Source organism: Bacillus sp. SORGH_AS_0510, from assembly GCF_030818775.1.
GTDB lineage: Bacteria > Bacillota > Bacilli > Bacillales > Cytobacillaceae > Neobacillus.
This window is the reverse complement of sequence record NZ_JAUTAU010000001.1, coordinates 1,799,437-1,819,118: the sequence shown is the minus strand read 5'-3', so window position 1 is coordinate 1,819,118 and position 19,682 is coordinate 1,799,437. Positions and strand designations below refer to the sequence as shown.

Annotated in this window: 21 protein-coding genes; 2 read left to right on the top strand and 19 right to left on the bottom strand. The window is 38.9% G+C overall.

Features of this window, described 5'->3' with window-relative positions; genetic code table 11:
* The first annotated feature begins 63 nt into the window (after window positions 1-63).
* The gene (locus QE429_RS09165) at window positions 64-1,857 is read left to right on the top strand and encodes a M3 family oligoendopeptidase (RefSeq protein ID WP_307286624.1); all 1,794 of its coding nucleotides are present in this window, start codon (window positions 64-66) and stop codon (window positions 1,855-1,857) included.
* Window positions 1,858-2,441: 584 nt separating this feature from the next.
* Here QE429_RS09165 and QE429_RS09160 read toward each other — a convergent pair.
* The 7 genes from QE429_RS09160 to QE429_RS09130 all read right to left on the bottom strand — a co-directional run bounded on the left by QE429_RS09160 (window position 2,442) and on the right by QE429_RS09130 (window position 7,006).
* Window positions 2,442-2,582 (bottom strand): YrzI family small protein, encoded by a 141-nt coding sequence (locus tag QE429_RS09160; protein WP_307286621.1) that lies wholly within the window; start codon window positions 2,580-2,582, stop codon window positions 2,442-2,444.
* Between the two features lie 35 nt (window positions 2,583-2,617).
* Window positions 2,618-2,758, bottom strand: coding sequence for a YrzI family small protein (locus tag QE429_RS09155; protein ID WP_307286619.1), 141 nt, complete (start codon window positions 2,756-2,758; stop codon window positions 2,618-2,620).
* Window positions 2,759-3,187: 429 nt separating this feature from the next.
* On the bottom strand, window positions 3,188-3,448 hold the full coding sequence (locus QE429_RS09150; protein WP_307286616.1) for a YrhC family protein: 261 nt from the start codon (window positions 3,446-3,448) through the stop codon (window positions 3,188-3,190).
* A gap of 132 nt (window positions 3,449-3,580) precedes the next feature.
* Window positions 3,581-4,714, bottom strand: coding sequence for a bifunctional cystathionine gamma-lyase/homocysteine desulfhydrase (locus QE429_RS09145; RefSeq protein ID WP_307286614.1), 1,134 nt, complete (start codon window positions 4,712-4,714; stop codon window positions 3,581-3,583).
* A gap of 1 nt (window position 4,715) precedes the next feature.
* Window positions 4,716-5,639: a PLP-dependent cysteine synthase family protein gene (locus QE429_RS09140; protein ID WP_307286611.1), complete on the bottom strand. Its 924-nt coding sequence runs from the start codon at window positions 5,637-5,639 to the stop codon at window positions 4,716-4,718.
* Window positions 5,640-5,656: 17 nt separating this feature from the next.
* Window positions 5,657-6,352: a 5'-methylthioadenosine/S-adenosylhomocysteine nucleosidase gene (gene mtnN / locus QE429_RS09135; protein ID WP_307286609.1), complete on the bottom strand. Its 696-nt coding sequence runs from the start codon at window positions 6,350-6,352 to the stop codon at window positions 5,657-5,659.
* Window positions 6,353-6,367: 15 nt separating this feature from the next.
* On the bottom strand, window positions 6,368-7,006 hold the full coding sequence (locus tag QE429_RS09130) for a class I SAM-dependent methyltransferase (RefSeq protein ID WP_307286606.1): 639 nt from the start codon (window positions 7,004-7,006) through the stop codon (window positions 6,368-6,370).
* Window positions 7,007-7,151: 145 nt separating this feature from the next.
* On the opposite strand from QE429_RS09130, the gene QE429_RS09125 reads away from it, so the two are divergent.
* Window positions 7,152-7,355 carry a DUF2536 family protein gene (locus QE429_RS09125; RefSeq protein ID WP_307286603.1) on the top strand — a complete coding sequence of 68 codons (204 nt, stop codon included), beginning with the start codon at window positions 7,152-7,154 and terminating at the stop codon, window positions 7,353-7,355.
* A gap of 38 nt (window positions 7,356-7,393) precedes the next feature.
* Here QE429_RS09125 and QE429_RS09120 read toward each other — a convergent pair whose 3' ends face one another.
* The 12 genes from QE429_RS09120 to alaS form a co-directional block, all read right to left on the bottom strand.
* Entirely contained in the window at window positions 7,394-8,062 is a 669-nt protein-coding gene (locus QE429_RS09120) for a YrrS family protein (protein ID WP_307286601.1), read from the bottom strand.
* A gap of 77 nt (window positions 8,063-8,139) precedes the next feature.
* Window positions 8,140-9,900, bottom strand: a complete 1,761-nt coding sequence (locus QE429_RS09115) for a peptidoglycan D,D-transpeptidase FtsI family protein (protein ID WP_307286599.1) — start codon at window positions 9,898-9,900, stop codon at window positions 8,140-8,142.
* Window positions 9,901-9,948: 48 nt separating this feature from the next.
* A complete protein-coding gene (gene greA, locus QE429_RS09110; RefSeq protein WP_307286595.1) occupies window positions 9,949-10,425 on the bottom strand; it encodes a transcription elongation factor GreA in 477 nt (158 codons plus the stop codon).
* Window positions 10,426-10,592: 167 nt separating this feature from the next.
* On the bottom strand, window positions 10,593-11,228 hold the full coding sequence (gene udk / locus QE429_RS09105) for a uridine kinase (protein ID WP_307286593.1): 636 nt from the start codon (window positions 11,226-11,228) through the stop codon (window positions 10,593-10,595).
* 1 nt (window position 11,229) lies between these two features.
* Window positions 11,230-12,501 carry a peptidase U32 family protein gene (locus QE429_RS09100; protein WP_307286590.1) on the bottom strand — a complete coding sequence of 424 codons (1,272 nt, stop codon included), beginning with the start codon at window positions 12,499-12,501 and terminating at the stop codon, window positions 11,230-11,232.
* A 15-nt stretch (window positions 12,502-12,516) separates the two neighbouring features.
* A complete protein-coding gene (locus QE429_RS09095; RefSeq protein WP_307286588.1) occupies window positions 12,517-13,446 on the bottom strand; it encodes a peptidase U32 family protein in 930 nt (309 codons plus the stop codon).
* Complete coding sequence (locus tag QE429_RS09090) at window positions 13,443-14,093, bottom strand: O-methyltransferase (RefSeq protein ID WP_307286586.1); 651 nt, start codon at window positions 14,091-14,093, stop codon at window positions 13,443-13,445. The genes QE429_RS09095 and QE429_RS09090 overlap by 4 nt, the downstream gene beginning before the upstream one ends.
* Before the next feature lie 256 nt (window positions 14,094-14,349).
* On the bottom strand, window positions 14,350-15,486 hold the full coding sequence (gene mltG / locus QE429_RS09085; RefSeq protein ID WP_307286583.1) for an endolytic transglycosylase MltG: 1,137 nt from the start codon (window positions 15,484-15,486) through the stop codon (window positions 14,350-14,352).
* Window positions 15,487-15,621: 135 nt separating this feature from the next.
* Window positions 15,622-15,921 (bottom strand): DUF1292 domain-containing protein, encoded by a 300-nt coding sequence (locus QE429_RS09080; RefSeq protein WP_307286581.1) that lies wholly within the window; start codon window positions 15,919-15,921, stop codon window positions 15,622-15,624.
* 13 nt (window positions 15,922-15,934) lie between these two features.
* Entirely contained in the window at window positions 15,935-16,351 is a 417-nt protein-coding gene (gene ruvX / locus QE429_RS09075; protein WP_307286578.1) for a Holliday junction resolvase RuvX, read from the bottom strand.
* Window positions 16,351-16,620 (bottom strand): IreB family regulatory phosphoprotein, encoded by a 270-nt coding sequence (locus QE429_RS09070; protein ID WP_307286577.1) that lies wholly within the window; start codon window positions 16,618-16,620, stop codon window positions 16,351-16,353. Before QE429_RS09070 ends, ruvX begins: the two co-directional genes overlap by 1 nt.
* Window positions 16,621-16,692: 72 nt before the next feature.
* A complete protein-coding gene (gene alaS / locus QE429_RS09065) occupies window positions 16,693-19,329 on the bottom strand; it encodes an alanine--tRNA ligase (RefSeq protein WP_307286574.1) in 2,637 nt (878 codons plus the stop codon).
* Window positions 19,330-19,682: the final 353 nt, after the last annotated feature.

Below are 19,682 nucleotides of genomic sequence, written 5' to 3'. Positions count from 1 at the left end.
ACTTATAATGGAAAGCGGAAAGTCTTTTTAGATAACTGTTATATCCATTAAGGAGGGGCATAGATGACATCCACTACATATTCAGATGTTTGGAACTTAGACGTATTCTTTGAGGGCGGTAGTCATTCACCAGAATTCACTGACCATCTAAATCATACGGCAACATTAATTGAGGTCTTTCAAACTAAGGCAAGCAACTGGATTCCGCTCAATTCACCAGAGGATCGCAAATTTTTAAAAGAAATACTTGAGGATTTTGAGCAAGCGGCAAAAAAACTTCGTCAAGCAGGGGCATTTGTTAGTTGTCTGCAGGCACAAAATACGGAAGATAAACAAGCATATACACTGGACTCAAAAGTAACTAGTTTAAGTGCAGCCTTTCAATCAGCCCTTAGTACCTTTGACAGTCTATTAACCTCAATTAGCGATGACGTTTGGACACAGCTATTAGAAGATGAGCAGTTAAAGGTTCTATCCTTTGTGTTAACAGAGCGGCGTACTCGCGCTAAGGATAAACTATCGAAGGATGAAGAAGCGCTAATTAGTGCCCTAGGGGTCGATGGATATCATAGCTGGGGGCAATTATACGATTTAATCGTCGGGACAATTAAAGTTTCTTCTCGCGAAGATGGAGAGGAAAAACTGCTATCCGTCGGTCAAGCGTTCAACAAGTTCTCAAGCCCTGATAGAAGCGTAAGAGAAGCTATATTTAAAAATTGGGAGAAGGCCTGGGGAGAACAGGCAGACTTTCTTGCAAAAACTCTCAACCACCTCTCAGGCTTCCGTCTAAGTGTTTATGAGAAAAGAGGCTGGGAGGATGTATTAAAAGAACCACTTAGTATTAATCGTATGGAGAAAGAAACGTTGGAAACAATGTGGTCAGTCATTTCCGAAAATAAACAGAAGCTGGTTACCTATTTAGAGCGAAAAGCTGAACTTTTAGGCATCGATAAACTAAGCTGGTATGACCTTGATGCTCCTATTGGAAAATCAGAGTCAAAGGTCTCCTATCAAGTGGGTGCAAAATTTATTGAGCAGAATTTTGCTTTGTTCGGTGAAAAGATGGCTTCCTTTGCCCGAACAGCATTTGAAGAGCAGTGGATTGAAGGTGAGGATCGCCCTGGTAAAGCGCCAGGCGGATTCTGTACGTTCTTCCCTGAAAGCGACCAATCCCGGATCTTTATGACCTATTCCGGAACACCTTCAAACGTGTCTACTCTAGCACATGAACTAGGTCATGGATTCCATACATTCGCCATGAAGGGTGTCCATCATCTTAACCGAAATTATGCCATGAACGTGGCTGAAACCGCCTCTACTTTTGCCGAGATGATTGTTGCAGATGCCGCAGTTAAAAACGCAAAAAACGAGGAAGAAAAACTTGTTCTCCTAGATGATAAGATACAAAGGACGGTTGCTCTTTTAATGAATATTCATGCGCGCTTCCTTTTTGAAACAAGTTTTTATGAGGAGAGAAAGCAAGGGCCAGTAACTGCAGACCGACTAAATGAATTGATGCTTAACGCACAAAAAGAAGCGTATTGTGAGGCTTTACAAGAGTATCATCCTTTATTTTGGGCTTCTAAGCTTCACTTCTTTATAACAGGAGTGCCTTTCTATAACTTCCCATATACCTTTGGCTATCTATTCTCGTTAGGTATTTATGCACAGGCACTTGAAGAAGGCAAAGGATATGAAGAAAAGTATATTGCTTTGTTAAGGGATACCGCTTCTATGTCAGTAGAAGATTTAGCTCAAAAGCATTTGCAGGTAGATTTAACGAAGAAAGACTTTTGGGAAAAAGCCGTTCAAATTTGTCTTGATGACATAGATGAGTTCCTGGAGTTGAGTAACTAGCATTAAGAAAAGCGTAAGCGCCTTGGTCAGCCCCGACAGGCAAATGTTCTTCGGCAAGAAAAGTCGCTCTTTGACTTTACTCGCCCAAGGTTATTTGACCCGAGGGGCTAGGCGCTGGAGCTGGACAATTCTCGAACTCGAATTTTATACAATCTTATTATGTAAAAAAGCATCGGCCGAGTATTTGGCCGATGCTTTCTGTTGTTATCTTTCTACACTTAGTTCTGCTGAGATTACACAACCAATCGCCCCAGTAATGACGAAAGCCATCACAACCATGAACATATTCTCCACTCCTTAGGATAGAAACTGCTATTTTCTAATTTGAATTTAGCACATTTTCACAGTCACTAACTTAAGGAAAAATGAACATTCTGTTAACAAACACTTTTAGGAATCTTTTTTCTTAGGTTTAAAGAACAATGATAATAACAAAATATGAAGCGGCATTTTAGTTACCTCCTACTTTTATTCTCTCACACAGCTAGGTGGTATCTTTCATACCCCAGAAACTGTTTCCACGTCCTTGCATTAAGAAAAATAACATATTAAAACCACCTTTCTGATTTTGAGATTTTTAGAAATTACATGAAACGATGCATAGATACCTGGCGATCTCGGTTCTTCTCATATAGCTTATCTACCATTTCTTGATGTGCAGCTTCTTCAAGGCTTACTTGTCGCTTTTTAATGGTAATAGTTAAAAATAGGATATTTAGAGTCATTTTTTTTCACTTCCTTTTTGGTACATGAGGTTACATTACATAAAATGATGCATGGATATTTGACGATCTTTATTTTGATCGTATAGCTTATCAACCATCTCTTGTTGAGCAATTTTCTCTAGATCAACTTCACGCTTCTTGATTGTGATGGAGAAAAATAAAATATTTAAGGTCATATATAACACCTCCTTTAAAGTAATTTTTTAAACTTGTTCTAACAACATTTCCAATTTATGCATTACACATCCTTCTGGCGATTAAAAAGGGCACAAAAAGGCCGCAAGAAGATATCCCTTGCGGCACGATTTTTAGACACAAAAATACCGCAAGGCGTCATTCTCCCTGCGGCATGGATATGTAATGTCACTTAATAACTTAAGCAATCCATTCCAGTCTGGTCGAATGCATGATATTCAAATATGATGTTTTCGTGCAGGCTACAATTAAATTCATTTTCTTCGACCTCCTTTGGAATTTTTTACTTGCTACGGTAATTATATCCACTCACCTAGTATTTGTAAACCTTTTGGAAGTAATTTTTTTAAAATTAATTAAAAAGCCCTTTATAAAATCAAAAAAAATAAGCGTTCCTGAAGAGGAATCGCTTATTTTTTCATCAGATAATCCTGTCCTTCGTCCATTTCAGACAACTTGATTTGGCATTGTTTGGATTGTATAAAAAACAAAATAGATAATGCTAGGAATGACAAAGAAGAAAGAACCATTATATTTACATCCATCTCACTTTTAGTGTCCGACGGAATAATTAAGCCTAAATAAAAAAATACACCAACAGCCAATAAGATCGTGGCAAAACGTTTAAAATCAACCATTTTTTCATACAAACTCTTCGCTTGTTGTTTCACTACTTACCACCTGCTTTTCTTATAATCTACTAACCTACTTTAACATAAAATCTAGCATGAAAGAGGATGTAAATATTAGTAAAAGAAAAGCACAGACACCAGGCGGGTTGACCTGGTGTCTGGTTAATTTATTTATTCTAATGCTTGTGTTAAATCTTCAATTAGATCCTCTACATCTTCTAGTCCCACGGATATACGGACTAATCCATCTGTAATTCCTAATTCCGCACGACGCTCAGCCGGAATGGAAGCATGTGTCATTCGCGCAGGAACAGAAATTAAGCTTTCGACCGCACCTAGGCTTTCTGCCAATGTAAAATAATGAATCTTACTTAATAATCTATCTGCATTTTCAGCACTTCCAACATCAAAGGAGACCATCCCGCCGAAACCTCTCGCTTGCTTTTTGGCAATCTCATGATTGGGGTGCGATTCAATACCCGGATAAAAAACCTTTTTAACCTTAGGATGGGACTGTAAAAACTCTACAATTGCAGCAGTATTTTCTTCGGTTTCTTCCATACGAATACCTAGAGTCTTAATACCACGGATTAAAAGCCAAGAATCCTGCGGGCCTAATACACCGCCTGTAGAATTTTGCACGAAGTGAAGATCTTCAGCTAATTTTTCACTATTTACAACCACTAAACCAGCTACTACATCACTATGTCCACCAATGTATTTTGTTGCACTGTGTAAGACAATATCGGCTCCTAACTCAATTGGATTTTGCCAATATGGGGTTGAAAACGTATTATCTACAATAGTCAATAGCTGGTGTTCCTTGGCAAGCTTTGCCGCTGCTTCAATATCTGTCACTTTAAGTAATGGGTTGGTCGGTGTTTCTAAATAAATCGCCTTTGTATTCGGTTTGATTTCACTCTTAATATTGTCTAAATTACTAGTGTCAACAAATGTAGAATCAATTCCGAATCGGTTTAATACCTTTGTCATTACACGGAATGTTCCACCATAGACATCATCCGTAAGAATAACGTGATCTCCGCTATTAAATAGCATGATGACTGCCGTAATTGCCGCCATTCCTGAACCAAAAGCAAAGCCAGCCGTTCCACCCTCAATATCTTTAATTAATTCCTCAAGCGCGTTCCTTGTAGGGTTTCCAGTTCTTGAATACTCAAATCCCTTATGACCCCCTACTCCTTCCTGCTTGTAGGTACTCACTTGGTATATTGGAAAAGATACCGCTCCGGTTGCTGGGTCCTGGCTAATTCCCCCATGAATCAATTTTGTTTTTCTTTTCAACCTAAATACCCCCTTCAAATATCTTCTTACTTAAGTATCTTTCGCTTCCGTCTGGAAAAACAACGACAATATTGGTACCTGGCGGTGATATTTCAGCTTCTTCTAATGCCGCATGAAAGGCAGCACCAGAAGAACTGCCGACAAGAAGGCCTTCCTTCGCTGCTAATTCTTTAACAAGACTAAACGCATGTTCATCCAACACAGTATAAATAGCATCAAAGTAGTGGGTATCCATATAATCAGGCAAAAATTCCATTCCAATACCCTCTGTTTTGTGCGGCCCTGATTCCCCACCGTTTAAAATAGAACCCTCAGGTTCTACAATGACGGTTTTTACTTTAGCGCTCTGCTCTTTTAAATAACGAGCCGTACCCATGAACGTTCCACCAGTACCCGCACCCGCGACAAATACATGTAATTGTCCATCAAGCTGCTCCCAAATTTCAGGACCAAGCGTTTTATAGTATGTTTCAGGATTAGCTGGGTTTCCAAATTGCTGTGGACAGTATGCACCTGGAATTTCCTGAACCAATTCCTTAGCCTTAGCAATCGCACCTTTCATTCCCTTTTCCGTCGGAGTATGAACAATTTTGGCCCCAAGAGCCTTCATTAATTCCTGCTTTTCAATGCTGAACTTTTCAGGAACACATAGAACCACTTCAATACCTTTGTTTATAGCTGCAAGAGCTAATCCGATACCCGTATTTCCAGCCGTTGGTTCAATGACTGTTCCACCTGTGCGTAGCTTCCCACTAGAAAATGCCTCTTCAAGCAACTCCATTCCAAGTCGGTCTTTGACACTTCCTCCTGGGTTCATAAATTCTAGTTTTGCAAAGATACGAACACCTTCAGGCAACTGGAATTGTGTGATTTCTACCATTGGTGTGTGTCCAATTAGTTCATGAACATTTTTATAAACCTTCATTTCCCCACTCCTGTCAACTATTTTAATGCGGCCACCATATTCATTACTAACGTGGCAGAATTAGTTGCGGCCTTATCAATAAATTGATCGAAAGATATCTCGGATTCTTTTCCAGCAATATCAGACAGAGAGCGAATGATGACGAATGGAACTCCAAATCGATGGGCAACTTGTGCAATCGCTGCTGCCTCCATTTCCACTGCTTGTAACTCATTAAATTTCGAACGTACAAATTCCACTCTTTCAGGATCTTCCATAAAAGAATCCCCAGTTACGATCAAACCTTTAACGATTTGAAACTTATCCAGTTGCTTTGATACTGTTTCAGCAACCTCAATTAACTTTTCATCAGCTAAAAATGCAGCTGGAAGCTGTGGAACCTGACCGTATTCATATCCAAATGCTGTTACATCTACGTCATGATGACGAACTTCAGTTGAAATGACCGCATCGCCCACATTCAAAGAAGGGTTAAAACCGCCAGCAGAACCAGTGTTGATAATATAATCAGGCTTATATTTTTCAAGTAAGATAGTTGTTGACATGGCCGCGTTAACCTTGCCAATTCCTGAGCGGAGCAAGATCACATCTACACCATGCATGGTACCGAATGTAAATTCACAGCCAGCTACCGTTTCTTGTGTTTTCCCTTCAATATGATCTCTTAGTAACGTTACTTCCTCTTCCATTGCTCCGATGATTGCGATTTTCATACTTTGACCTCTTTCTTATTGTTTTACGCCTTCCATTAACCAGACAAAATCGTTGAAGCGCGTAAATGTAACGCTAAAACAGTTTTTTTCTAATATATTTTTTAAAAATGGAATCGTTGTATAATATTCGGTTTCCAAATCTTTTGCCAGGTTATGAAAGCCATCATTTTTTGCTTTAACGATTTGTTGCTTATAATCTTCCTCTGATTCAAACATCGTATCCGCAAAGACTATTCTACCACCTTTTGAAAGGAGCTTGCCATAGAAACCAATAGACTTTGCTTTTTCATCATCGGTAAGATGATGAAAAGCATAAGTACTAACCAGTGTATCAATTGCTTTTGTTTCCGGAAAATGCAGAAAATCTCCATCATGCAGTTCCACTTTTCCGTCAAGTTTATCATGCGCAATTTTCCGCATGGAAGGGGAAGGTTCAACTCCTGTTACCTTAAGACCTTTTACTATTAGTTTCTGTGTCAGATTTCCTGTACCAACGCCGAATTCAACCACATGTCCTTTGGACTTTTCGGCAACTGCCCCCAATATTTCCTCATATCTTAAAAATACTCCTTTATACTCTCGATCATATCCAAAGACTGTATCATCATAAGAATCGGCCCACTGCTCAAAGATTTCTAGAAATTCTCTTCCCATACTTCACACCTCATCTTAACTTATAATTCCTATAAGTATACTATGAATTAATAAACAACATGTTATCATATTCTCTTTATTTATTCAAACGTTATTGCTAGCTGAAAAAGAAATTACTAAAATAGGGTAAGAAAGGAATGATTCTATGAATTTTCAATTTGAATTAATCGAAGATAAAGTGGAGTTTTTTGAGGCAACAAACCTTAAAACCTTACAAAAGAAAATTGAGTCACAAATTGATGAGAACAGAGCAATTATGCTAGGAGTTCACTCCGTATCACATCAGATGCATGTAAATGACAATGGCCAAACCTATTTTACAGCAGTAGTCCATTTTAAAAAGAAATAAAGGAGTCTGACTTATAGAGTCAGACTCCTTTGATATGGTTATTTCACAATTTCAGCTAGTTCTTCGACTCTTGTTGGCATCCAACCTTCGCCGTCCACCCATTGAAGATATACATTATATTTTTGTTGCTTATCTTTTGAAGCAACAGTAGCAAACGAGCCATTTTGTGTCGATTTGTCTCTCCCTAGCCAGTACACTGTCATGTTACTGCCATCTAACCCCGTTGCATATGAGACTGCTTGAAGCATTTCCTGCCAATCGACAGAATTTGTATCATAAACAGATGTATGTTCTCCCGTTTGTGTAGTTCCTACAGGCTTCCAGCTTGGATTTTCAATTGTCTTTAACACATTAGAGGAACTTCCACCTTCAGTAACCACTGCCTGTGATTCATCTGGCTGTTCAGTAGCTGCAGCCTCCTCACTTTGTTGTTCATCCTCCTGCACGGCTTCAGAAGAACTTTCATCCTCTTTCTTATTACTCTCTTTCTTCTCAGCTTGTGTATCATCATGCTTTGTTTCTTTGTGCTCCGTTTTTGGACTTTCTTTCTTCGGAGTAGCATTGTCATTCCCTGAGGCAAAGATATTGTAAGCAACAAATATAATAAGTAAGAGTACTATGATGATTAAACTATTTAAGACAAGATTGGTTTTTTTCCTTTTCGCCCGGTTACCTGAACGCGAGTTAGAATTAAAATCATTCGTCATTATATTTCCTCCTAAAAAATAAAGGCTCTCAATATTCTAACATGATTTTAACAGAACATGAAGGGATAATAGTTAGACTACTCTTTTCTAGTATCTTTTTCATAGATCTCTTTTACCATATCTGCAAATAGTAAATTAACGCCGCCTTCTGAGTCGGTTACGTCCAAATTGACTGCTACCAACGCATATTTGGGATTTTGAAATGGGAAGTAACCAGCAAACCATTTATTATGTAATTGCTTCCCATCATTATATTTTCCCGTTTCAGCAGTACCGGATTTCCCTGCTACTTCATAAGGAAGGTCTTTAAACCATCTCCCTGTCCCATTTGGATTAATAACCACTTCACGTAGTAATTTTTGTAGTTTCATTGCTGTATAAGGGGAGATCGAGTCTTCCTTTAAGTTCTGCTCTTTGAAATCAATCATGGTTGTCCCATTTTTGTATTCTACTTTTGAGACTGCCCTTACCATTTCCTTTTTGCCGCCTCTGGCAATCGTGGCCATCATATTCGCTACAGCTAATGGAGTAGCTCGAACCTCGTGCTGTCCGATACCTGACATCGCAATATAGTTTGGGTCTTTTCTTGCTGCATCAGATACAAATACCCTTCCTTTGTCTTCATCAGGAAGCTGCTTGAAGTCACTAGTATGGTACACTTCCCCCTGCCAACCAACTAACCCAGTCAGAGACAACTTCTCAGCATAGTTCTCAAGTATATGACTATCCTTTTTTTGCAATTCCTTTGCCAGTTCCCCGAACGTGCGGTTACAACTTCTTGCAAAGCTTGTTGTGAAATTCAACATGCCATAATTATATTTTAATTCTGGTTTACCATTAATTTTTTTACTACAGTCAAACAATCGGGATGGATCATCTAAATTTTGGTCCATAGCCGCTGCTGCAACCACCGTTTTAAAAACAGACCCCATAATTTGCTGTTTAAGCATTAAGTTCGTTATTCCGGCACCATTATAAGGGTCATTTTTATTGATAGTGGGCCGTGACACCATGGCCAATATACTATTATCCTCAATATTCAAAAGGACTAGCCCACCCTTTTTTATTTGGTATCGATCAGCTAATTCCTCCGCTTTTTGTTGGATGTTTTTATCAATCGTGGTCCGAATATTAACTGGATAAAAAGGATTAGCTGGATCAACATATTTAACGTTTATTCCAAAAAGCGGGGCTCCTCCTCCATCCACATGGTAGACAAGCTTGGATTTCCCTTCAGGCAGGAGAAATTCATCAAAGCTCTCTTCAAGGCCTGATACGCCGAGCAGTGTCTTTTCCGATAGTTCCTTATCGGGATAACGTTTCTTCAATTCCCTTGCATTCTCACCAGTTAGTCCTATTAATTGCTCAGCTGGAATAGCAGAACGCTCAAACTTCTTCTCTATTGCAAAAACTCCCGGTATCTTTAACTCATTAATACTCTTCATTTGCGAGGATGTCAGTTCAATGGGATCAGGGTCTCCGTAAGCAAAGGGTTTTTTCGCACCTTCCACAGCAAACTTTAATCCATTAACAGGTATACCTGATATTTCAGCAACCTTATCTACTTGCCAATCGGTCTTTTTAAGAAATGGGAATAAAACGAGTACTGACACTTTTTTATGTGTAAGCATCGTGCCGTTTCGGTCAAGAAAATTTCCTCTGCCATTATCAATCACTAGCTCCTGCGTTCTTTGATTAACACTCTCTTCAAGCAAATTTACATTATGCTTAGAAAAGGTCTCTGTCTCAATTAATTGGATTTGCATTAAACGTACTAAAAGAAGCACAAGGCCTGTTATACAAATTATGAGCCAGCCAATTGCTCGTTTTCTCCACATAAAAAACACCTCGTCAAAAGTTTTGACGAGGTTTAGACATTTCAAACATTATTTAATTGATACAATGCGAACATTCATTTCGCCGCCAGGAGTTTGAACAGACACTTGGTCGCCAACCTTCTTACCAATCAAGCTTTTTGCAATCGGAGAATCGTTAGAAATCTTTCCTTCAAACGGGTCTGCCTCAGCGCTTCCGACGATTGTATAAGTTTCTTCTTCACCATCAGGTAGTTCGACAAAAGTAACAGAGCTTCCTAATGTCACTGAATCGCTTGCCATTTCACCTTCTGCGATAATTTTAGCGTTGCGAATCATATTTTCTAAAGTTGTAATTCTACCTTCAACAAATGCCTGCTCTTCTTTCGCAGAATCATACTCAGAGTTTTCAGATAGATCACCAAAGCTTCTTGCGATTTTAATTCTTTCTACAACTTCTTTACGTTTAACTGATTTTAAATACTCAACTTCTTGTACAAGCTTATCTTTACCTGCTTGTGTCATTGGAAATACTTTTTCTGTAGCCAAAACCCTCACTCCTTCTAGTCTTCACAATCCCCCATTAGAATTGTGTATGTAATGTATGTAGATATTATGCCACTCGCATAATACATAGTAGCGCGTCCTTATTGAAAAGGGCGCGCATTAAAGATATTTATCCAAACGGATTTTTAGATAGTTCTTTTGCTATTGTTTCATAAAATCGTCTTTTGTTCAAGAATTGTTTGAATTTTTGTTACCATTATATCGATGGCAACATAGTTTTGGCCGCCTTCTGGTATGATTACATCCGCATAACGTTTAGTTGGCTCAATAAACTGGTTATGCATAGGTCGAACCACATTTAGGTACTGATTTACAACAGAATCAAAAGTACGTCCACGCTCACTTATATCACGTGTCATACGACGGATAATCCGTAAATCAGCATCTGTGTCCACGTATAATTTAATATCCATTAAATCGCGTAGACGCTCGTCCTCAAGGACAAGGATTCCTTCGAGAATAATTACATCTTTAGGCTCAACAGGAATGACTTTCTCTGAACGGGTATGGATTGCATAATCATAAACAGGCTTTTCAATCGGTTCATATCTTAAAAGTTTTTCAATATGTTCAATGAGTAAATCATTGTCAAAAGCAAGAGGGTGATCATAATTTGTCTTTAATCGCTCTTCAAATGGCAGGTCACTCTGATCCTTATAATAATAATCCTGTTCAAGTACTAAAATGGAATGATCTTTTAAACTTTCATAAATGGCTTTTGTTACACTGGTCTTTCCGGAGCCGGAGCCGCCGGTTACACCAATAACAACTGGCTTGCGCATCATGCTAGTTCTCCTTTCGCATCATGTTGTTAGGGTATACCGGTTTGTCCAATTTAAATTGTACAATTTGAAGCGGATGTCTAGCAGCATCCAATTCATTCCCTTTTTCATCCCAAATTTTTTCAATAACATGAGTAAAATTTTGAATTTCGGGTCCGAAGAACTCTACTTCATCCCCTGGTTTAAAGTGATTTCTTTGTTGCAATGTAACGATTTGTGTATCTGCATTATAATCTAACACTAGACCCACAAAATCAAACTTTGTCTTCTTGCTATGATTACCAAACATTTGCTCTTTATACCCTGGAACACCTTCAAAAAACGCAGGTGCTGTTTCACGGTTCGCACATTTGTCCAGTTCCTCAAGCCATTCTCTCTTAATAACAAAGTTCTCAGGGTCCGCACAGTAAGCATCAATCACTTTTCGATAAACACTAACTACTGTTGCAATGTAGTGAATAGATTTCATACGGCCTTCAATTTTCAAGCTATCAATACCTAGCTCGATCATTTGTGGAATCGCTTGAATTAAGTTTAAATCCTTCGGGCTCATGGCAAATGGAGCATCGCCTTCCTCAAAAAGAGGTGCTTCCTGATTACTTCCCTCTAACTGATAAAGGTCATAATCCCAGCGACATGATTGACAGCAACCACCACGATTTGAATCTCTAGCAGTCATATGATTACTTAAGGTACAACGACCGGAATAAGCAATACACATAGCACCATGGATAAAGGTTTCAATTTCAACATCGACCTTTTCCTTCATTTCTCTAATTTCCTCAGCGCCTACCTCACGCGCTAAAACCACACGTTCTGCTCCAGCCTCTTTCCAAAACTGTGCAGCTTTCCAGTTTGAAAGTGACTGCTGTGTGCTTATATGAATCTCAATTTCAGGAGCAAGACGCTGACACGTTTCAATAATAAGCGGGTCTGCAACAATTATCCCTGCAATTCCTGTCTCTTTTAAGCTTAGAATATATTCCTCTAAACCATCAATATTTTCGTTATGTGCAAAAATGTTAGTTGTAACATAAATTTTAGCACCAAAACGCTTAGCGAACTCAACGCCTTCCTTCATTTCTTCAAAGGTAAAGTTATCAGCGTTAGAACGAAGACCATACTCTTGACCTCCGATAAATACCGCATCGGCACCATATTGTACGGCAATCTTTAATTTTTCAAGATTTCCGGCAGGAGCTAGGAGTTCTGGCTTCTTCACAATGACACGTTTTCCATCGATAATTTCAGAAATCTTATCTTTAACTGTATTCACAGCGGAACTCCTCCCTTAATAAACTGTCTCTTTAAAATAGAATCCTGTGTCCAATGGACGGTTAGCTGGTTGGATTTCTTCGATCGCAGCTAATAACTCGTCTTTTTTATCCTCATATGCATCAGCATCTTCTACGAGTAAATCAATTGCCTCACGATATGCTTTTGTAACTGCATGAATATATTCCGGGCTTTTTAAGATGCCGTCGATTTTAAAAGAATCTACACCGGCTTCAATCATCTCTTGAAGCTCATCAATGATACAAATATCATTTGGGCTCATAATATGAGTCCCATTCTCATCTTCGAAGATTGGATATTTGTTTCCACGTTCTTTATCATGCAAGAACATATTTTTTTCCATCTTGCGGTTTTCAATTTCCATGACTTTTCCTTGGTATTCATAGTAATTACCGAGAAGGGAACGCTTGGACTGGAACATACAGCTCATTCCATGAACCTGCACTTCAATTTCGACCTCTGCATTTTCTTTTGTTTCAACAATGGCATCCATGTTAATCTCACGTGCTAGGATCGCCCGTTTTGCCCCTTTTCTTCCCCAATAATTGCAGGTATACCAGTTCGTACCAGTAGTTTCCGTTCCCCAATGAAGCTTCATATCCGGAGCTACTTCTTTTACTGTCATTAAGACAGCAGGGTCACCAAAAATAATCGCATCCGCATTGGCGTCTGCAACAAATTTTATATACTCACTCAATTCATCAATTTTTTCATTGTGAAGAATCGAGTTCATGGCTACATATACTTTTTTACCTTTGCTGTGAGCAAGTTCAATTGCCTTTTTAACATCTTCCCGATTAAATTCTCCAGCAAGTCTTAATCCATATCGTTGTTCACCTACTACAAACGCATCTGCACCCGCTTCTGCTAAGGGCAATATATCGTTAACAGTCAATGGTGTTACAAGCAATTCTGGTTTTTTCATTTGCTATCACCTCTTCTTTTGCTAATGGCAACCCCGTCTCCCACAGGAAGAATAACGGAAACATAATCTGGATGGTTCATTAACCAGTTGTTAAAATCGTCAATCTTTTTCACAAGATTTCTGATCCTTTTTGACTCAATTGCTGTCTCAGCTACCAATCCCTTAAACAAGACATTATCTGTAATAATCATTCCATCAGGATTAAGATAGTTTGAATACATTTCAAAAAACCTTTTGTATTGCCCTTTTGCTGCATCGATAAAAATCGCATCAAATGAAGCATGTCCACTAATCTGTTCTTCAACCTCCAAAGCATCGCCTTTTATTAAGGTAATCCGACTTCCGAAGGATGAACGCTTTATAAATTCGACTGCTAATTGAGCTCTTTCATCATCTCGCTCAATCGTCACAATATGAGCTTCAGGAAGTGCTTCTGCCATTCTCATGGCTGAATATCCAATTGCTGTCCCTACCTCAAGAATTTTTTTTGTGCCTTGAATTCGAAGTAATTGTAGCATGGTTTCAATTCCCTCAAGCTCCATGATGGGAACATTATGTTCACGAGCAAAGGATTCCATTTCAGCTAACAACGGGTTACGCTCTGGTATAAGACCTTCAATATATGAATGCAGCTTCTCATCTAACAAGCTGCGTCACCTCTCTTAAAAAGCAGTCTGTAAAAAATACTTTTAGTTTATCTATATTTAATGCTCTTTAGACATGAAAAAATAGCGTTCACAGGACATACGTCTAAAACTGGTACATTCGACCTAGGACGTCTTTAAGGCAATGATGCCACAATTACCTTACTGTGAGTTACGCTATAGATTACGTATTAAAACACTTGAACTATTTTATCACAAATGCAGGGGGAATGCTAATGCTTCCCCCAAAAATAGTTCATTATTTTTTATTGGAAATATACTTCGCCTTTAATTGATTATGTTCTTCTAATGATTTTGAATAATATATGGTTCCATCCTCGGCAGCTAAGAAATAATAAAAGTCTGTTTTTTCCGGCTCCAGTGCCGCTTCAATGGACATTTTTCCTGCACTTGCTATCGGACCAGGCGGGAGTCCTGTATGCTTGTACGTATTATAAGGAGAATTCACCTCTAAATCCTGATAAACGACTCTCTCTTTGTGTTTCCCTTGTGCATATAAAACTGTTGGATCCGTTTGTAATTTCATACCCTTATCAATTCGGTTATAAAATACGCTAGATATTTTTTTTCTATCTGCCTTTTCAGTAGCTTCCTCTTCGATTAAAGAGGCCATGGTTAGCAGTTTGTGAACCGATAACTTCTTTTCCTCACTCTGGTCTGAATAGGAAGAGAGAATCGTTCTAGTTTTATCCAACATTGCTGTAACCATTTCTTCTACAGAAGGGTTTGGTTTATAGAAAGGATACGTAGCAGGAAATAAATATCCTTCAAGCGGATACTTTATTTTCGTATCCAGAATCTCATTTGTTAATAAATCAGGGTATTTCTCCATTAACATTTTGATAAATTCTTTATCATTTAGTTTTGTAAGAATATCGTCTTCCTTTTGATTGGTTGCCTTCGCCATAATGGCTGCAATTTCGGTTAGCTGCTTCCCTTCTGGAACAGTGATTTTAAAGCTTGCTTCAGCGAGAACCTTACCGGTCTTTAAACGGCTGACAATTTCAGCTACATCCATGGAGGGACTAAGCTGGTACTCTCCTGCCATAAAGCCGCCTTCATTTTTAAGTTTTACATAATACTTAAAAACCTTTGCATTTTTAATGATTCCTTTTGATTCTAGCTTTTCTCCAATTCCAGTGACGGACGAACCAATTGGAATTTCAACTGTCTTTTGTTTCTTACTATCTGGGTCAACGGGTTTTAATGCTGACTGTATGTATAGATATCCTCCACCGCCAATTATAACAATTAATAATAGCACTAAAATTGAAATAATCGAGACAATCTTTCTCACAACTTTGGCTTCCTGATGGTGTTCGAGCATTTTATCCCGTATTAAATTTTTCTTCGGGTCTTTTTCATCGGTTGTCATTCTTTTCCCCCTTTCGTAATAATTTCAGCATATAGTAAGAAAAATGTCAATTTATCAATAAATTTGTCAGAATTATCTGGAGAAAAATTAAAAAAAGAACCGGCCAATAATTGTTGGCTGGTTCTTTGGTCTATCTTATTCTTCTTCTTCCTCGTTGAATGTGTTAAACACTTCTTCAACCATATCCCATTCTTCTTCTGATTCGATTTCCATTAATTCTCCAAAACCGCCATCTTCAGTTGGGATATACGCATATGTTAGGATGTCGACTTCTTCTTCGTCATCCTCATTTTCTCCTACTGGATAGAAGAAAACATATGATCTTTCAAACTCATCAGAATCAAAAGTGAAAAGGATTTCGAATAATTGTTCGTCACCATTTTCATCTATTAACGTAATAAAACGATCTTCTTCGTGCTCATGATTGTGTGTCATTTCTTTCACCTCATTAGTTTTTGCTATCGAGATAACCTTGGAGAATCATCACCGCAGCCATCTTATCGATAACTTTCTTTCGTTTTTTTCGACTTACATCTGCTTCAAGCAATACACGTTCTGCCGCCATTGTTGTTAAACGCTCGTCCCATAGTACCGTTTGCACATCAAATCTGCTCTCTATTTCATTAGCAAATTGCTTACTTGCTTCACCGCGTGGTCCGATTGTCCCATTCATATTCTTGGGTAGCCCAATGACAACTGTATCAACTTGGTACTCTCTTATTAATTGACCAATTTCCTCAAAACCAAACTGTTCTCTTTCCTCATTGATTTTGAGGGTTGTTAGACCCTGTGCAGTCCACCCCAGTTCATCACTAATGGCAATACCGACTGTCTTAGAGCCCACGTCTAAACCCATTGCGCGCATTACTTAACCTCTCGTTGTTGTTTAAGATAGGATTTGACTAGTTCCTCAATTATTTCGTCACGTTCAAGCTTGCGGATAATATTACGAGCATCTCGATGTCGTGGAATATAAGCTGGATCTCCTGATAATAGGTAGCCGACTATTTGATTGATCGGATTATATCCTTTTTCCTGCAAAGCCTCATACACTTGAAAAAGAACGTCATTTACATCATGTTCGAAGGGCTCTTCAGGAAAATTAAATCTCATCGTTTTGTCAAATGAACTCATTTCACGCACCTCGCATTTCTTATAGACGAGAATTGTATTATTACCTACATTTTACACTAATTTGTCCTATTATCAAACCGATTTTACCCATTCATCTACGAATTGAAGTGCAGAATCTAGCTTTTCTGGATCTTTTCCTCCTGCTTGAGCCATATCTGGACGGCCACCGCCACCGCCACCGCAGCGTGAAGCAACTTCTTTAATCAACTTTCCAGCATGGTAGCCTTTTTCAATTAAATCCTTTGTAACTGCTGCGATTAGGTTCACTTTTCCTTCGTGTGCACTTCCTAAGACTAATACAACTGACCCAAGTTTCTGTCTTAAATCATCCGCCATATTTCTTAGGTTATTCATTTCAGCAGCCTGCACCTTCGCAACTAAAACAGTTACTCCATCAATTTCTTTTGCTAGTGAAACCAGGTTACCCGCTTCAATATTTCCAAGTTTAGCTGCAAGTGACTCATTTTCACGTTGAAGCTGTTTCATTTCGCTCATCAGACTATCGATACGTGTGACGATATCCTTCGGATTAGCTTTTAACTTTTCTGATGCTTCTTTCAATAAGCCCACTTGTTCATTCAGTGATTTATAAGCAGCTTCACCTGTTACAGCTTCAATTCTTCGTGTTCCAGCACCGATTCCGCCTTCTGAAACAATCTTGAATAATCCAATAACAGAAGTATTTGGAACGTGGCAGCCACCGCATAGTTCCAAGCTGTAATCTCCTACCTGTACAACACGAACGATCTCACCATACTTTTCACCGAAGAGTGCCATAGCACCCATTGCTTTTGCTTCGGCAATTGGTTTTAAGCTAATATTCACTTCGATGTTTCTCCAAATTTTTTCATTGACGATTTTTTCAATTTGCTCTAATTCATCAGGCTTAATTTGACCAAAGTGCGAGAAGTCAAAGCGAAGACGATCAGGTTCAACGAGAGAGCCTGCTTGGTTAACATGCTCGCCTAGTACATCTTTTAATGCTTGATGCAGCAAGTGAGTTGCTGTATGGTTTTTGATAATTTTAACCCGATTGTCTGCATCTACCTTTGCAGTCACTTGCAGATTGGTTTTGAGTGTGCCACTCTTTACCACTACTTGATGAAGGTTTTGACCATTCGGTGCCTTTTGAACATCTTTTACAAATAAGGATACCCCTTCGCCTTCCATCACACCGTGGTCAGCAATCTGTCCACCACTCTCAGCATAAAAAGGAGTTACATTAAGAATGACCTGTACTTCCTCACCAGCTGAAGCTTCTTGAATTAATTCACCATTTTTCACAATAGCAGCCACAACAGAACTTGTTTCAAGCTGATCGTAACCTACAAACTGACTTTCTACTTTCACATCTCTTAGAACTCCGCTTTGTACTTGCATGGAATCAACATCATGACGAGCTGCACGCGCACGCTCTCGCTGCTGTTCCATTTCTACTTCAAAACCTTCATGATCGACCTTCATACCTTCTTCTTCCGCATATTCCTCTGTGAGTTCAACTGGGAAACCGTACGTATCATATAGACGGAAAACATCTGCACCCGAGATAGTGTTACTACCCTTTTCTTTTTCTTTCTTGATTACGCTAGCAAGGATAGCTAAACCATCATGAAGTGTTTCGTGGAATCGTTCTTCTTCGTTCTTAATCACTTTTTGGATGAACTCAGTTTTTTCCTTGACCTCTGGATAGAAGTCATTCATGATTTCACCAACAACTGGAACAAGTTCATACATGAATGGGCGATTGATATTAATTTGCTTTGCATAGCGGACTGCACGTCGAAGGAGACGGCGAAGTACATAACCACGTCCTTCATTGGATGGCAGTGCGCCATCACCGACAGCGAAAGCAACGGTACGAATATGGTCAGCGATAACCTTGAAGGCTACATCTGTTTCTTTATTTACACCATATTTTTCACCAGAGATTTCTTCGGTTGCACGAATAATCGGGATAAAAAGATCTGTGTCAAAGTTAGTTGGAACATTTTGAACAACAGATGCCATCCGTTCTAGTCCCATCCCTGTATCAATATTTTTCTTTGGCAGTGGTGTATATGTACCATCAGGATTATGATTAAACTGTGAAAAGACTAAGTTCCAAACTTCTAGATAACGCTCGTTTTCTCCACCTGGATATAGCTCTGGATCATTCGGGTTATTTCCATACTCTGGACCACGGTCATAGAAAATCTCAGTATTCGGTCCACTAGGTCCCTCACCAATATCCCAGAAATTCCCTTCCAATCGAATGATACGTTCTTCTGGAACGCCAATTGTTTTATTCCAAATTTCATATGCTTCATTATCTTCTGGATGCACAGTAACTGATAATAGTTCAGGGTCAAATCCCATCCATTTTTTATCGGTTAAGAATTCCCATGCCCACTCAATTGCTTCCTCTTTAAAGTACTCTCCAATAGAAAAGTTACCAAGCATTTCAAAGAATGTATGGTGACGGGCTGTTTTCCCTACATTCTCAATGTCATTTGTACGGATAGACTTTTGTGCATTTGTGATTCTTGGGTTCTCAGGGACCACACGACCATCAAAATATTTTTTCAGTGTTGCTACCCCACTGTTTATCCATAATAATGATGGATCATCATGTGGAACAAGCGATGCGCTTGGCTCAACTGTGTGACCTTTTTCTTCTTTGAAAAATTGTAAAAACATTGAACGAATTTGTGCACCAGTTAAATTTTTCATCAAAATAGACCTCCTTTTTTTAAAAAAGCGTAAGCGGATTTAGGCTGATAGGGATTATTACCTTAAAAAAGCATACAAAAAAGCCCTCATCCCTAACAGGGACGAGAGCTTATATCTCGCGGTACCACCCTGATTATGAATACAAAATAGCTGTACTCATCTCTCAAAAATCCCTTAACGCAGGTATACGGCAGTGGTTAGCTGCACTCCGGATTAGCGTTCTGTTATCCTTCACCTAGAGCTTCTTTCAGCCATGAAAGCTCCTCTCTTCCGCGCACTGTGCGTTACAGATGGACTACAACATACTCGATCCTTCTACATTTTCATTATTCTATATGTCGAATTATATCCAC

Bases quoted from the DNA above. Each gene is read 5' to 3' on its own strand.
- ruvX (WP_307286578.1), bottom strand. From the start codon at position 16,351: ATGCGCGCAATGGGTTTAGACGTGGGCTCTAAGACAGTCGGTATTGCC.
- QE429_RS09120 (WP_307286601.1), bottom strand. From the start codon at position 8,062: ATGACGAATGATTTTAATTCTAACTCGCGTTCAGGTAACCGGGCGAAA.
- QE429_RS09130 (WP_307286606.1), bottom strand. From the start codon at position 7,006: ATGGGAAGAGAATTTCTAGAAATCTTTGAGCAGTGGGCCGATTCTTAT.
- QE429_RS09115 (WP_307286599.1), bottom strand. From the start codon at position 9,900: ATGTGGAGAAAACGAGCAATTGGCTGGCTCATAATTTGTATAACAGGC.
- udk (WP_307286593.1), bottom strand. From the start codon at position 11,228: ATGATGCGCAAGCCAGTTGTTATTGGTGTAACCGGCGGCTCCGGCTCC.
- QE429_RS09160 (WP_307286621.1), bottom strand. From the start codon at position 2,582: ATGACTCTAAATATCCTATTTTTAACTATTACCATTAAAAAGCGACAA.
- QE429_RS09165 (WP_307286624.1), top strand. From the start codon at position 64: ATGACATCCACTACATATTCAGATGTTTGGAACTTAGACGTATTCTTT.
- alaS (WP_307286574.1), bottom strand. From the start codon at position 19,329: ATGAAAAATTTAACTGGTGCACAAATTCGTTCAATGTTTTTACAATTT.
- QE429_RS09070 (WP_307286577.1), bottom strand. From the start codon at position 16,620: ATGAGTTCATTTGACAAAACGATGAGATTTAATTTTCCTGAAGAGCCC.
- QE429_RS09080 (WP_307286581.1), bottom strand. From the start codon at position 15,921: ATGACACACAATCATGAGCACGAAGAAGATCGTTTTATTACGTTAATA.
- mltG (WP_307286583.1), bottom strand. From the start codon at position 15,486: ATGACAACCGATGAAAAAGACCCGAAGAAAAATTTAATACGGGATAAA.
- mtnN (WP_307286609.1), bottom strand. From the start codon at position 6,352: ATGAAAATCGCAATCATCGGAGCAATGGAAGAGGAAGTAACGTTACTA.
- QE429_RS09140 (WP_307286611.1), bottom strand. From the start codon at position 5,639: ATGAAGGTTTATAAAAATGTTCATGAACTAATTGGACACACACCAATG.
- QE429_RS09155 (WP_307286619.1), bottom strand. From the start codon at position 2,758: ATGACCTTAAATATTTTATTTTTCTCCATCACAATCAAGAAGCGTGAA.
- QE429_RS09095 (WP_307286588.1), bottom strand. From the start codon at position 13,446: ATGAAAAAACCAGAATTGCTTGTAACACCATTGACTGTTAACGATATA.
- QE429_RS09125 (WP_307286603.1), top strand. From the start codon at position 7,152: ATGAATTTTCAATTTGAATTAATCGAAGATAAAGTGGAGTTTTTTGAG.